Below are 12,611 nucleotides of genomic sequence, written 5' to 3'. Positions count from 1 at the left end.
GGTCAGTCCTCCTTCGGCAGGGCGGCCTCGACCCGGTCGAGCAGCTCGTCCATCCGCTCGGCGAAATCGGCGGGAACCCGCCCCTGCTCGGTTTCCTTCTCGATGCGCTCGCGCAGGTCCTCGATCCGCTTCTGCCGATCCTTGGCGCGGCCCGCAGCGAGCTTGGCGAGGTCCTTGCGCAGCCGGTCGGCCACCTTGCCGTCGAGGCCGTCGGTCAGCTGCGCCTCGGTGAGCAGCGCGATGAACTCGGTGGCGAACTCCCGCAGGTTCACCGGTGCGGACGGCGTCGGCGAAGGGCTGGGTCGCTTCGCCGTCGGTGTGGCCGATGTGGGCGGGGCGGCCGGAGTGCTGGCGGGCGCGGCGGTGGACTGCCCGTCGTCGCCACCGGGGGCCAGCAGCACACCGAACCCCACGAGCAGCACCAGGACGGCGGCGACCAGTACACCGACCGGGGGGCGCCGGCGTCCGGGTCGGCCCGGGGCAGGGCGGGACGCCGCCGGGGGCAGCAACCCGGGCGGTCCCTCGGGACCGTACGGGCGGTGGGGCGAGCGGACGGTCCGGTGCACGTCGCCGGCCACGGCGGCGGACCAGTCGCCGGTGCGGTCGACAAGGGTCGGCGGATGCCCCGGGGCCGCTGCGGTGACGGTGGTGACCGGCTCGGCAGGCCCGGTCGGGGGCGTGACGATCGGCAGCACCGCGGTGGACGGACCGGCCGGGCCGGTGGCGGCACGGAACCGGGCGGCGAGCTGACCGGCGGTGGGACGCCGCACCGGGTCCGGGTCCAGGCAGGCCAGCACCAGAGCGGCGATGTCGGTGGGCAGCCCACTCACCCGCGGCGGCGGCACCGGCCGGCGGTCGGCGTGCACCACCAGAGCGTCCTCCCAGCTGCCCACGGGCAGCGGCACGTCGCCGGTGAGGGCGCGGTAGAGCAGCACGCCGAGCGCGTACACGTCGCTTGCCGGATTCGGCGCGGCGGCCTGCAACCGCTCGGGAGCGGTGTACGCGGGCGTACCCATCATGGGTTCGACGGCGGCCTGTCCGGCGCCGGCGGCCAGCGGCCCGGCGAGCGCGGCGATGCCGAAGTCCAGCACCTTGGCGCCGGTCTCGGTGAGCATGACGTTGCCGGGCTTGATGTCGCGGTGCACCACGCCGATCCGGTGGGCGGCGGCCAGCGCGGCGGCGACCTGGGCGGCCATCCGCAGCGCCGACGGCCAGGGCAGCGGTCCGTCCGCGAGCCGGTCGGCGAGGTTGCGCCCGTCCACCAGTTCCATCACCAGGTACGGCACGATCGCCCCGTCGAGGCCGGCCTCGCCGTAGTCGTACACCTGGGTGACGTTCGGATGGGTGAGCCGGGCCGCGGCACGGGCCTCGCGGCGGATGGCGGCCCGCAGATCGGGGTCGGCGGCGAAGCCGGCGGCGAGCACCTTCACCGCGACGGACCGCCCGAGCACCTCGTCGTCGGCACGCCACACCTCGGACATGCCGCCGAGGCCGATGCGCTCACGCACCACGTAGCGGTCGTGCAGGCGCAGGTGCGGGATGAACGGCGACATCAGCGCCCAGTCTGCCTGGTCGATCGGCCCGCGCACCACCCGATGGTGCAGGTGATGCGCGACGTGCCCCGGTGCGTGGCGATGGTGCTGCCCGCCGTCACCGGGTGCAGTGCGGCGTGACGGTCCGCGGGGCGGGCTGGATCTGGTCGGCCAGTCGCCGCAGGGTCACGGCGGCGAGATGGCGGGCACCGCTCAGCCGCGGGGTACGCGGCGGCTCCGGACGGACGGGAGCGTCCGGCCGAGCGGAATTGACGTGTCGGGTGACCGCGTCGATGGCGAAGACGAAGCCGGTCGGCTGTTCCATGGTCAACTCCTCGGGGCAGGTCCGGCACTGGTCCGGACGACGAGCGTGGTGGGCAGCAGGATCTGATGTGCGTCGGTGTCCACGGGCGGGTCGAGCAACAGTTCCGCCGCGCGACGCCCCTTCTCCACACCGGGTTGGCGGACGGTGGTCAGGCCGACGGGCGCCGCCTCGGCGATGTCGTCGAAGCCGGTGACCGCGAGGTGTCGGCCGGCCTCGCGCAACGTGTCGAGCGCGCCGAGGGCGAGCACGTCGGCGCAGGCCAGCACGGCGGTGATCGGCTCAGGGAGGGCGTCCGGCGCGCCCACGGCGGCGGCACCGGCGGAACGGCTGTTGTCGGCCGCCGACAGGATCGTCAGCTGCGACCAGTCGACCCCGACCGCCGCGAAGGCGTCGGCGAACCCGGCGAGCCGTTCCCGGGTGGTGGGGTGCGGCACGTCGGCCAGGTCGCCGACCCGCACCGGCCCGGGTGCGGCGTCGGGCAGCACACTGTCGGCGAGCAGGGCGACCCGCCGGTGGCCGAGCCCGGTCAGGTGCTCGGCCACCGAGCGGGCGGCGGCCCGCTCGTCGATGCCGACCCACCGGTCCTCGGCGCGCGGGCGGGCCGAGGTGGTGACGAAGGGCAGTCCACGGCCACGGATCGCGTCGACGATCTCGCCCTCCTCGTCGCCGCCGCAGTAGACGCAGAACCCGTCGACGGCGGCGTTCTCCACGGCCTTGCGGGCACCGGCCGCGTCGGCGGGCAGCGGCACCAGCAGCAGGCTGCTGCCGTGCCGCTCGGCCGCCTGCGCCACGCCGGTGAGGAACTGTGTGGCGAAGGGGTCGGTGAAGGCGTAGGACAGGCGGGAGGTGAACAGCACCCCGATGGCGCCGACGTAGCCACGTCGCAGGGACCGGGCGGTCGGGTCCGGGCCGGGATAACCCATCTCCCGTGCCGCGTCGAGGATGCGTCGGCGCAGCTCGGTGGACAGCTGGTCCGGGCGACTGTAGGCGTTGGAGACGGTGCTGCGGGAGACACCGACCGCCTCGGCCACCGCACGCAGGGTGGGTTTCACCGGCCCCTCCGCTCTCTGGATCGATTCAGACTGGATCGATCCAGAGATTAGCCGCACCGACCGAGGAGTGTCAATCGAATGACCGAAAGTGACGGTGGACGGTCAGTGGCGGATCAGGCGGCGTCGAACTCCGCGATCATGCGCTTCAGGATCTCCGGCGTACGCTCCGGCGGTTCGGCCTCGACGCAGAGGCGCTCCATGGCCACCGCGTAGAAGTCGAGGTCTTCCCGCTTGTCCAGGTAGAGCGCGCTGGTCAACTGTTCGATGTAGACGATGTCGGGCAGATCCTGGTCACCGAAGCGCAGGATCGTGAAGGCACCGCCGGCGGCGGCATGCCCACCGGCGGCGAACGGAATGACCTGCAACCGCACGTTCGGCGTACGGGTGGCCTCGAGCAACGCCTGCAACTGCCCACGCATCACCGTCGGCCCGCCGATCGGCCGACGCAGCGCCGCCTCGTCGACCACCGCCCACAGGCGGGGCGGACGCGGTCGGCGCAACAACTCCTGACGATGCATCCGCAGGTCCACCCGGCGCTCGATCTCGTCCGGGCTGGCCCGACCATGACCGAGCAGCACCACGGCTCGGGCGTACTCGCGGGTCTGCAACAACCCCGGCACGAACTGGACCTCGTAGCTGCGGATCAGCGCCGCCGCGGCCTCCAGGCCGAGGTACGACTGGAACCACGACGGCAGGACGTCGCCGTACCGGTGCCACCACCCTGGATTGTTGGCGTCGCGGGCCAGCTTGAGCAGGGCGGCGCGCTCCTGCTCGGCGGTGACGCCGTAGAGGGTGAGCAGGTCGGCGACGTCGCGCTCCTTGAAGCCGACGCGACCGAGCTCCATCCGGCTGATCTTCGACTCGGACGAGCGGATCTCCCACCCGGCGCTCTCCCGGGTCACCCCGCGCGACTCCCGCAGCCGCCGCAGCTGTGCGCCCAGCAGCATCCGTAGCACGGTCGGGCCTGCCGCCGGGCCCTCCTCGGCGGAAACCATGGTCACCTGCCGTCCTCCGCATGCCATCGTCGGTCGCGCCGGTGGACCGGCCCGACCGACGTGTAAGCATGCCATGAACCTTCAGTGAGGTGAACATCCCCCGCGTGGGGCAAATCCCGCCGATGGGATGAGCGAGTCAGTCGATCAAGTGGTCGAAGTCGCCGTCGCGGGCGCCGAGCACGAACGCCGCGATCTCGTCCACGGTGTAGATCAGCGCCGGCCCCTCGGGGTGTCGGGAGTTGCGCATCGCGATGCCCGCTCCGCCGGGCAACTCCGCCAGCTCGACGCAGTTTCCACTGGGATTGCTGCGGCGGCTCTTCAGCCAGGCGAGGGGAGGCAACTGGTTGGCGGGTACACCGTTGGGCGGCTGCTGCATGGGGGCGTCTGTTCTCTCCGATAGGCGCCGGCGCCGTGGGAGGAGCGGTAGCGGCACGAGGGTGTGGGTTTCTCGTTCACTTGCACGTGCATCTGCTATTGCATCTGCAATGGACAGCGAGCATGATAGCGCATGAGTATGGTGCCCATCCGCTCACAATCAGTTACGCAAACCTGGTTGTTACCAGGGGAAACGAGGCATCTGGCGGCACTCGCCAGCCAGGGGATGGGCGCGCGTTGCGGCGAGGGGAGGACGGGGTGCCGGATCCGCTGACCGTCGCGTCCGGCGTCTGTGCGGTGGGAGCCCTGCTCTCCTCCTGGCAGCTGAGCCGCCGAGCCGTACGCGCCGAGGCCGAGATCGACCGCCTCCAGGCCGAACTCACCGCCGAGCGACACGCCGCCAGTCATGACCCGTTGACCGGTCTGCCCAACCGGCGCGCCTTCTACCGGCTCGCCGCGGCGCTGCTCACCGACAACGCCGGCCGACCGCTCGTCGCCGTGGTGCTCGACCTGGACAACTTCAAGCAGATCAACGACCGGTACGGCCACTCCGCCGGTGACAAGGTCCTGATCAGTGTCGCCGAGCGGCTGGCCACCTTCGCCGGCGACAACCTGGTGGCCCGGCTCGGCGGTGACGAGTTCGCGGGGCTGCTGTCCAGCCCGACGGTCGACCACCGCTGGCTCGACCACGCCACCGGCCGGCTCTACGAGATGCTCGCCGCACCGATCCCGCTGGGCGCGGCCACCGTGCGGGTGACCGCCTCGGTCGGTCTGGCCCCGGTGCACGGCACCCAGCTCACCGAGGCGCTCGACCGCGCCGACGCGGCGATGTACGAGGCCAAGGCGATCGGCGCAGCCCGCGCCCACCGGGCCTTGCACGACGCCCCGCATCTCGCCGAGTGCTGACCGCGCCGATCCGACGCCACCCCGGGTCCGCCGCCACGGCGATGCGCCGGGCTCAGCCCGGCAAGGCGGGCCCAGCTCCAGCCGCAGACCGGTGTGTCAGGCTCAGTGCCAGCCGCAGACCGGCGTGTCAGGCTCAGTGCCAGCCGCAGACCGGCGTGTCAGGCTCAGTGCCAGCCGCAGACCGGCGTGTCAGGCTCAGTGCCAGCCGCAGACCGGCGTGTCAGGCTCAGTGCCAGCCGTAGCCGGCGCGGAGGGCTGCGCTGACCCGGTCGAAGCGGGGCCGGTCCAGCACCGCGCCTTCGCGCCGGATGCCGTCCTCCCGCATGGTGAGCACCCGGTCGAGCCGCACCCAGCTGGGTCGCTTGTCCCGGTCCCACTCCCCCGGCCCGAGGGCCAGCCAGTGCCGTTCGCCGTCGCGATCCCGGCTGGAGAGCATCAGCCCGAACAGCGTCCGGCTGTGTCGACCCACCACCAGCACCGGCCGGTCCTTACCCTGGCGGGGATCGTCCTCGTAGGACACCCAGGTCCAGACGATCTCCCCCGGGTCGGCCTGGCCGTCGGGCTCCGGAGCGTACGACAGTTGCCGGCGTTGCAGCGCACTGACCTGGCGGGGCCGCGCGACCTTGGCCGGGGTCGGCCCGGGACGCCGCGGGGCCGGAATCACCGCGCTGACGCGGGCCGCCATACTCCTCAACAGACCTGCCACGGCGGCAGCCTATCGGCTGGCGCCGACCGCCCCTACGCCAGGGAGGCGTCTGCTCGACAGCCGGACGGCCAGGACGGGTCAGCTCGACAGCCGAAGCGCAGGAGCGGCGCAGAACCGCAGCTGACCGGCGGCCGGAGCCGCTCAGGGCCAGGTCTCGTCGGGCCCGCTGATCGGGTCGATGCTGCCGTCGGCGGCCGTGGGCAGCCCGGCCACCAGGGCGCGGAACTCGTTGACGGTCACTGCCTCGCGCAGCGTCGCGAAGACCGCCGCCGCGCCGAGGCCTGCGGTCTGCTCGTCGACTCCGGCCCGCTCGCCGACCTGGCGCAGGAAGTCCCCCGGCCCGGTCGTGAACGGGTCACCGGCGGTGTCGCTCAGCTCGTCCGGCAGGTATCCGGTGGGATCGGTGGTCGGTTCACCCGTCATCCGTTCCGCCAGGGTCCGCAGTACCGCACGCGCCACACCGGCGGACAGGTCCGGTGAGAGCCCGGACCGACGCGACACCGCGTCGACGAATAGGGGAAACCGCACGGCACCCTCCCGTCGTCAAGCCCGCGCTGGTTACCCCCGCCCCGGCCGGATAAACGGTGGCCGGGCCGTCGTTCACCTCGACCCGGAGCCCTCGTCGGTCAACCGGGGCAGTCGGGCCTCGCGCCAGTCGGCGGCACGATCACGGTCCACGCTGTAGCACAGCTCCCGGGGAGCCTCCGGCCGACCGGGTGACCTGTCGAACGGAAGCCCCCGCCCCGCGTAGTCGTGGTGTGCCTTCAACAGCCGGGTCAGCCCCGCCATCGCACCGATGATCTTCTGCCGGGGTCGGCCGGTGCGCTGGCTCAACTCCTCGACGGTGAACCCTCGTCCCGGCTCGGCCGACAGCGCGTCGAGCAGCGCCGCGACCGTACGGTGGGTGGCGCTGGTGCCCCGGCTGAGCCGCCGCAGTTCGTCGACCGTCCAGCCCTGGGTCGGCGCGTCGGGCCGGGGTGTGGACCGGTGTCGCGGCAGCGGGGCGCTCCGCTGCCGGGCGTCGAGGTCGGCCAGCAGGCGGGCGACGTGCGGCAGGTGCGCCACCGGTACCGCCACCAGGACCATGCCCGGCGGGGCGGCCGACGTCGGCGGGGCGGGCAGTTTCCGGTTCGCCTCGGTCACGACGTCGACGGCGTGGTCGCGGTGGGCACGAAGCGGTAACCGAGGCCGCGTACGGTCACGATCATCGGCGCCTGGTCACCGTCGAGGGCGAGCCGCCGACGGAGCCGCTTGATGTGCACGGTCAGGGTGTTGGAGGTGTCGTCGGCGATCCCGCCCCACCCGGCGGCGAGCAACTGCTCACGGGTGACCGTCCGCTCGGCGTTGCTCATGAAGAAGTACAGCAGCCGGAACTCCTTCATCGGTAGGGCCACCACCCGACCGTGGTGGCTCACCTCGAACGTCGCCGGATCCACCCGCAGCCCGCCGATTTCGATCGGCGGGTCGAGGGCACCGGAGGTCTCCGGACGGATCGCCCGCAGGATCGGCAGCACCTCCGCTGCCCGGTAGGGGCGGCGGACCCCGGCGGTCGCGCCCGCCTTCAACGCCGCGGCGGCCACCCCACCGTCGTCGTCGCCGACGCCGACCACCGTCGGGATGCCGGCCCGGCGGGCGAGCAGCCGCACCACCTCGGTGCTGCTCATGGTCGTCAGTCCCGAGGCGACGACGGCGGCGTCCGGTTGCAGGGCACCGGCGTCCAGCAGTGCCTCGGCGGCGTGCGGATAGTGGTGTGCGCGTACCCGATGATCGGCCAACTCGGCGACCAGCGCGCCACCGACGCTCTCGTCGTCGTCGATCACGAGCAGCACGAAACGCCCGTTCGAGCCCACCGTCATCGTCGCTTTCGTCACTCAGCCGAAGCGACCGGTGATGTAGTCCTCCGTACGCTTGTCGGCGGGGTTGGTGAACAGCTTGCCGGTCTGGCTGAACTCGACCAGCCGACCGTGGCGCACCTGCTTGTCGTCCACCTCGGCGGTGAAGAAGGCGGTGTAGTGGCTGACCCGGGCGGCCTGCTGCATGTTGTGCGTGACGATGACGATCGTGTAGTCGCTGGTCAGCTCGAACATCAGGTCCTCGATCTTCGCCGTGGCGATCGGGTCGAGCGCCGAGCAGGGCTCGTCCATGAGGATGACCTCGGGCTTGACGGCGATCGTCCGGGCGATGCACAGCCGCTGCTGCTGGCCGCCGGAGAGCGCCAGGGCGCTCTTGCGGAGCTTGTCCTTGACCTCGTCCCACAGGGCGGCCTTGGTGAGCGCCTCCTCGACGTGGTCGTCGAGGCGGCCCTTGATGCCGTTGATCCGCAGGCCGTACGCGACGTTGTCGAAGATGGACTTCGGGAACGGGTTCGGCTTCTGGAACACCATGCCGATGCGCCGGCGAACCTGGATCGGGTCGACGTCGCGGGCGTACAGGTCCTGGCCGTGGAAGGACACCTCGCCGCTGACCCGGGCGCCGGGGATCGGGTCGTTCATCCGGTTGAGCGCCCGCAGCACTGTGGACTTGCCGCAACCCGACGGCCCGATCATCGCGGTGACCTGGTTCTGCTGGATCGGCATGGTGGTGCCGCGCACCGCCTCGTAGCTGCCGTAGTAGACGCTGACGTCACGCAGCTGCATCACCGGCGCGTCGGTGGGTTCGACACCGGAGGCGGTGCTGCCGGGGGCGTGCACCGCGACGGAGGGGCGGGTGGTGAGGTTGTTGCTGGCCATGTCAGCGCTCCTTGATGGCGAACCGGCTGGAGATGAAGCGGGCGATGACCGTGAAACTGAGCACGATCACGATGAGCGTCAGTGCCGCACCCCAGGCCCGGTCCTGAGCCGCCGGGAAAGAGGTGCTGGCGTTGCGGAAGATCTGTGCCGGCAGGGCGGTGTTGGAACCGTCGAAGAGGTTCCAGTTCGGCGTGAAGACGATGCCGGTGACGATGATGATCGGCGCGGTCTCGCCGGCCGCGCGGGCCACGGCCAGCAGTGAGCCGCTGGTGATGCCGGAGATCGCCGCCGGCAGCACCACGGTCAGGGTGGTCTTCCACTTGCGCGCGCCCAGCGCCATGCTCGCCTGGCGCAACTCCTCCGGCACCAGCCGGAGCATCTCCTCGCTGCTGCGGATGACCACCGGCAGCATCAGGCAGGCCAGCGCCAGCGCACCGGCGAAGCCGGTCTGCTGACCGACGAGCAGCACCCAACTGATGTAGACGAACAGACCCATCACGATCGACGGCACGCCGGTCATCACGTCGGCCATCAGCCGGATCACCCGGGCCAGCGGCTTCTGTTTGCCGTACTCGTTGAGGTAGATCGCGCCGAAGACGCCCAGCGGGATGGCCATCAGCGCGGCGGCGCCGGTGATGACAAGCGTGCCGATGATCGCCGGCGCCATGCCGCCGCCCTCGCGGCGGTACGAGTTCGGGATGTCCTCGGTCAGGAAGGACAGGCTCATCACCCCGGCGCCCTTGCCGATGACCGTGTAGGTCACCAGGGCCAGCGGGATGACGGCGAGCAGCACGGCCCCCCAGATGGCGGCCGTGGCGAGGTGGTTGGTGAACCGGCGACGGCCCGACAGGGCGGCCCGGGTCAGGTCGGGTCGGCCGGCGGCCGGGCGGGTGGCGGGTGGTGCGGTGACGCTCACGCGACGCTTCCCTTCATCCGGGCCTCGGCCCGACGGACGACCGTCTGGGCGAGCACGTTGATCAGCACCGTCATCGCGAAGAGCACGACGCCGAGGCCGATCAGGGCCGCGGTGAAGGTGCCGGTGGACTCGCCGAACTGCTGCACGATCACGGCGGCCATCGAGTTGCCGGGAGCGAACAGGTTGGCGGTGATGTTGGTGGCGCCGCCGATCACCAGGGCCACCGCGATCGTCTCGCCCATCGCCCGGCCGAGGCCGAGCATCACCGCGCCGACGACGCCACCGAAGCTGTGCGGGAACACCGCGCCCCGGATCATCTCCCAGCGGGTGGCGCCGAGCGCGAGGGCGGCGTCCTTGTCCGCGCGCGGCACGGTGCTGAACACCTCGCGGGTGATCGAGGTGATGATCGGCGTGACCATGATCGCCAGGATGAGACCGGCGGTCATGAAGTTCCGGCCGCTGCTGACCGGGCCGAAGATGCTGCCCAGCACCGGAACGCCGCCGAAGACGTCGTGCAGCCACTGGTAGACCGGCACCATGGCGGGCGCGACGACCAGGATGCCCCAGAGACCGAACACCACCGACGGTACGGCGGCCAGCAGGTCGATCACGGTCACCGCCGGCCCGCGCAGCCGGCGCGGCGCCAACTCGGTGAGGAACAAGGCGATGCCGACCGAAACCGGCACCGCGAACAGCAGGGCGATCAGTGAGGAGATCGCCGTGCCGAACGCGAACGACAGCGCGCCGAAGATCGCGTCACCGGCGGCCGGGTTCGGGTCCCAGGTCCGTTCGGTGAGGAACCGCAGGCCCATCGCGTCGAACGCCGGCCAGGCCTCGCGGACGGTGGTGATCAGGATCAGCCCGAGAATCGCCAGCACCAGCAGGCCGGTGCCGAGCGTCCACCAGGAGAAGACGCGGTCGCCGAGGGCGCTGCTGCCGCGTTGGGACAGCGTCGACCGGGCGGTGGGGGTCTTGTTCGTCAAGGTCATCTTCACTCCAGCTCAGGTACCCGGCTAGGGACGGGATCGCTTCGATCCCGTCCCTAACTGGCGATCTTGATCCTGATCAGCCCTGGATCTTGTCGACCTGGGCCAGCGCCTTCTCCTTGAGGGAGGCGGGCAGCGGCGCGAAGTCGATCTCCTTGGCCAGGTCCTGGCCGTCGTTGAGCAGGTACTTGAGGAAGCCCTTGACCAACTCGGCCTTGGCGGCGTCGCCGTACGAGGTCTTCACGATGATGAAGGTCGGAGCGGTGATCGGGTACGAGGTGGCACCGGCGGCGTTGAGCGGGTTGTAGCTCAGGTCCGCGGCGATCTCGGCGCCCTCCAGGCCGGCGGTGGTGCCCTCGATCGTCGGCTCGACGAACTGGCCGTCCTTGTTCTTGATGGCGGCGAACTTCAGGCCGGTGGCCTTGGCGTCGCTGAGGTCCACGTAGCCGACCGCGCCGTTGGTCTGCTGCACGATCTGGGCGACACCGGTGTTCTTCTCGCCACCCTGGGTGCTGGCCGGCCAGTTCACGGTGTCACCGCTGCCGAGCTTCCAGGTGCCCGCCGCAGCGGCGTCGAGGTACTTGGTGAAGTTGCTGGTGGTGCCCGAGCCGTCCGAGCGGTGCGCGACCACGATCGGGGTGCTGGGCAGCGTCACGCCGGGGTTGTCCGCCTTGATCGCGGCGTCGTCCCAGGTCTTGATGTCGGTCTGGAAGATCTTGGCGAGCGTCTCCGGGCTGAGCTGGAGCTTGTCCACGCCCTGCAGGTTGTAGGAGACCGTGATCGGTGCCGCCACCGTCGGAACGTAGAGGAACGAGCCGGCAGCCACACCGTCGGTGTCCTTGACCAGGCTGTCGGTGCCGGCGAAGTCGACCAGACCCTCACCGAACTGCTTCTTGCCGGTGCCCGAACCGGTCGCGTTGTAGGTGACCGTCACCTTGCCGGCCTCACCCTTGAAGGCCTCGATGACCTCTTGGTAGTACGCGTCGGGGAAGCTCGCGCCGGACGCCTTCAACTCACCGGACAGGTTCGCGTAGGCGCTGTCGCCGCCGCTGTTGCTGCCGGGCTCCGTGCTGTTGTCGTTGCTTGCGCAGCCGGTAAGCGCGAGCGCGGCAAGCGCGACGCCGGCGAGGACGCGCCGCGAAAGCACGTTGCGGTTCACCAGGTAAGCCTCTCTATCGGGGTGCATCAGCCCGTCCGGGCCGTACGCGAATCAAGCTGTCAGGCCCAGGTAGCCGGACTCCCGGCACCAGGTGAACGAAAAATGAACTTGGCGGCACCGGTGATGGCCGACCGGGAACGGGATGTGACGTTCTGGCGCACCGACGCGTCGAATGCCCGGTATGGGCACCCGATCTCAGAGCCGGACGGTCCCGGTCACCAGGTAGACGACCTGCCGGGCGACGTTCACCGCCTGGTCGGCGTAGCGCTCGTAGTAGCGACCGACAAGCGCCAGGTCGATCGCCGACTCCACGCCGTACGACCAGCCGGAGACCAGCATCGACAGCAGGCGTTCCTGCGCGGCGTCGACCTCGTCGTCGTCGAGGCCCAGCTGCATCGCGTCCAGCGGGTCCCGGGTGGCCAGCACCATCGTCGCCTTGTCGGCGATGCGGGCCGCCGCGTCGGCCATCTCGGTCAGCACCGGCACCGCCGGCTCCGGCACCACACCCACCGGGTGACGCATCAGGACCACCTTGGCGATGTGTACGGCGAGGTCACCCATCCGGTCCAGGGCGCCGGCGATCCGCAGCGCGCACACCACCAGACGTAGATCGGAGGCCACGGGCTGGTGCCGGACCAGCACCTCGGGGATCATCGCCTCGGCCTCGGCGCGGCGGCGGGCCAGGATCGCGTCGTCGGCGATCACCGTCTCGGCCGCGTGCCGGTCGACGTCGAGCAGGGCGACGCTGGCGCCCCGGATCGCCGTACCGGCCTCGCGGCTCATCGTCGCCAGGATTCCGGTGAGCCGGTCAAGTTGCTCGTCGTAGCTGTCGCGGCCCATCGCCCCTCCGTCCTACCGGGGCCACGGCCCGTCCTGCCGCGGTACCCGTCCAACGTCAGGCTGACCACTGTGGCACGGCGCTGCCGCGCT

General features: G+C 71.2%; 15 protein-coding genes. 1 reads left to right on the top strand and 14 read right to left on the bottom strand.

Annotation, left to right across the window (positions count from 1 at the left end; genetic code table 11):
- Positions 1-2: 2 nt before the first annotated feature.
- The 5 genes from EG812_RS17145 to EG812_RS17125 form a co-directional block, all read right to left on the bottom strand.
- Positions 3-1,589, bottom strand: coding sequence for a serine/threonine-protein kinase (locus EG812_RS17145; protein ID WP_233579515.1), 1,587 nt, complete (start codon positions 1,587-1,589; stop codon positions 3-5).
- Positions 1,590-1,650: 61 nt separating this feature from the next.
- Positions 1,651-1,857: a hypothetical protein gene (locus tag EG812_RS17140; protein ID WP_013733739.1), complete on the bottom strand. Its 207-nt coding sequence runs from the start codon at positions 1,855-1,857 to the stop codon at positions 1,651-1,653.
- A gap of 2 nt (positions 1,858-1,859) precedes the next feature.
- On the bottom strand, positions 1,860-2,909 hold the full coding sequence (locus EG812_RS17135) for a LacI family DNA-binding transcriptional regulator (protein ID WP_126712118.1): 1,050 nt from the start codon (positions 2,907-2,909) through the stop codon (positions 1,860-1,862).
- Positions 2,910-3,022: 113 nt separating this feature from the next.
- Positions 3,023-3,904, bottom strand: a complete 882-nt coding sequence (locus EG812_RS17130) for a Sco1979 family transcriptional regulator (RefSeq protein ID WP_043724361.1) — start codon at positions 3,902-3,904, stop codon at positions 3,023-3,025.
- 136 nt (positions 3,905-4,040) lie between these two features.
- Positions 4,041-4,280 carry a DUF397 domain-containing protein gene (locus EG812_RS17125; protein WP_013733736.1) on the bottom strand — a complete coding sequence of 80 codons (240 nt, stop codon included), beginning with the start codon at positions 4,278-4,280 and terminating at the stop codon, positions 4,041-4,043.
- Between the two features lie 257 nt (positions 4,281-4,537).
- Between EG812_RS17125 and EG812_RS17120 the strand changes: the two genes are divergently transcribed.
- On the top strand, positions 4,538-5,185 hold the full coding sequence (locus EG812_RS17120) for a GGDEF domain-containing protein (protein ID WP_126712117.1): 648 nt from the start codon (positions 4,538-4,540) through the stop codon (positions 5,183-5,185).
- Between the two features lie 226 nt (positions 5,186-5,411).
- Here the strand turns inward: EG812_RS17120 and EG812_RS17115 are convergent, their stop codons facing one another.
- From EG812_RS17115 to phoU, 9 genes are all read right to left on the bottom strand, one after another.
- Positions 5,412-5,891, bottom strand: coding sequence for a type II toxin-antitoxin system PemK/MazF family toxin (locus EG812_RS17115; protein WP_043720777.1), 480 nt, complete (start codon positions 5,889-5,891; stop codon positions 5,412-5,414).
- 141 nt (positions 5,892-6,032) lie between these two features.
- Positions 6,033-6,419: a DUF2267 domain-containing protein gene (locus EG812_RS17110; protein ID WP_013733733.1), complete on the bottom strand. Its 387-nt coding sequence runs from the start codon at positions 6,417-6,419 to the stop codon at positions 6,033-6,035.
- Between the two features lie 72 nt (positions 6,420-6,491).
- Positions 6,492-7,034 carry a hypothetical protein gene (locus tag EG812_RS17105; RefSeq protein WP_126712116.1) on the bottom strand — a complete coding sequence of 181 codons (543 nt, stop codon included), beginning with the start codon at positions 7,032-7,034 and terminating at the stop codon, positions 6,492-6,494.
- Positions 7,031-7,747 (bottom strand): winged helix-turn-helix transcriptional regulator, encoded by a 717-nt coding sequence (locus EG812_RS17100; RefSeq protein WP_126712165.1) that lies wholly within the window; start codon positions 7,745-7,747, stop codon positions 7,031-7,033. The genes EG812_RS17105 and EG812_RS17100 overlap by 4 nt, the downstream gene beginning before the upstream one ends.
- Before the next feature lie 15 nt (positions 7,748-7,762).
- A complete protein-coding gene (gene pstB / locus EG812_RS17095; RefSeq protein WP_412101336.1) occupies positions 7,763-8,527 on the bottom strand; it encodes a phosphate ABC transporter ATP-binding protein PstB in 765 nt (254 codons plus the stop codon).
- Between the two features lie 94 nt (positions 8,528-8,621).
- On the bottom strand, positions 8,622-9,536 hold the full coding sequence (gene pstA, locus EG812_RS17090) for a phosphate ABC transporter permease PstA (RefSeq protein ID WP_013733729.1): 915 nt from the start codon (positions 9,534-9,536) through the stop codon (positions 8,622-8,624).
- Complete coding sequence (pstC, locus tag EG812_RS17085; RefSeq protein WP_233579514.1) at positions 9,533-10,525, bottom strand: phosphate ABC transporter permease subunit PstC; 993 nt, start codon at positions 10,523-10,525, stop codon at positions 9,533-9,535. The genes pstA and pstC overlap by 4 nt, the downstream gene beginning before the upstream one ends.
- 76 nt (positions 10,526-10,601) lie before the next feature.
- Positions 10,602-11,681, bottom strand: a complete 1,080-nt coding sequence (pstS, locus tag EG812_RS17080) for a phosphate ABC transporter substrate-binding protein PstS (RefSeq protein ID WP_126712114.1) — start codon at positions 11,679-11,681, stop codon at positions 10,602-10,604.
- 195 nt (positions 11,682-11,876) lie between these two features.
- Positions 11,877-12,521, bottom strand: a complete 645-nt coding sequence (phoU, locus tag EG812_RS17075; RefSeq protein WP_013733726.1) for a phosphate signaling complex protein PhoU — start codon at positions 12,519-12,521, stop codon at positions 11,877-11,879.
- Positions 12,522-12,611: the final 90 nt, after the last annotated feature.

Origin of the sequence: Verrucosispora sp. FIM060022 (assembly GCF_003977705.1) — a bacterium.
GTDB lineage: Bacteria > Actinomycetota > Actinomycetes > Mycobacteriales > Micromonosporaceae > Micromonospora > Micromonospora gifhornensis.
This window is presented reverse-complemented; position numbering and strand designations above follow the sequence as displayed.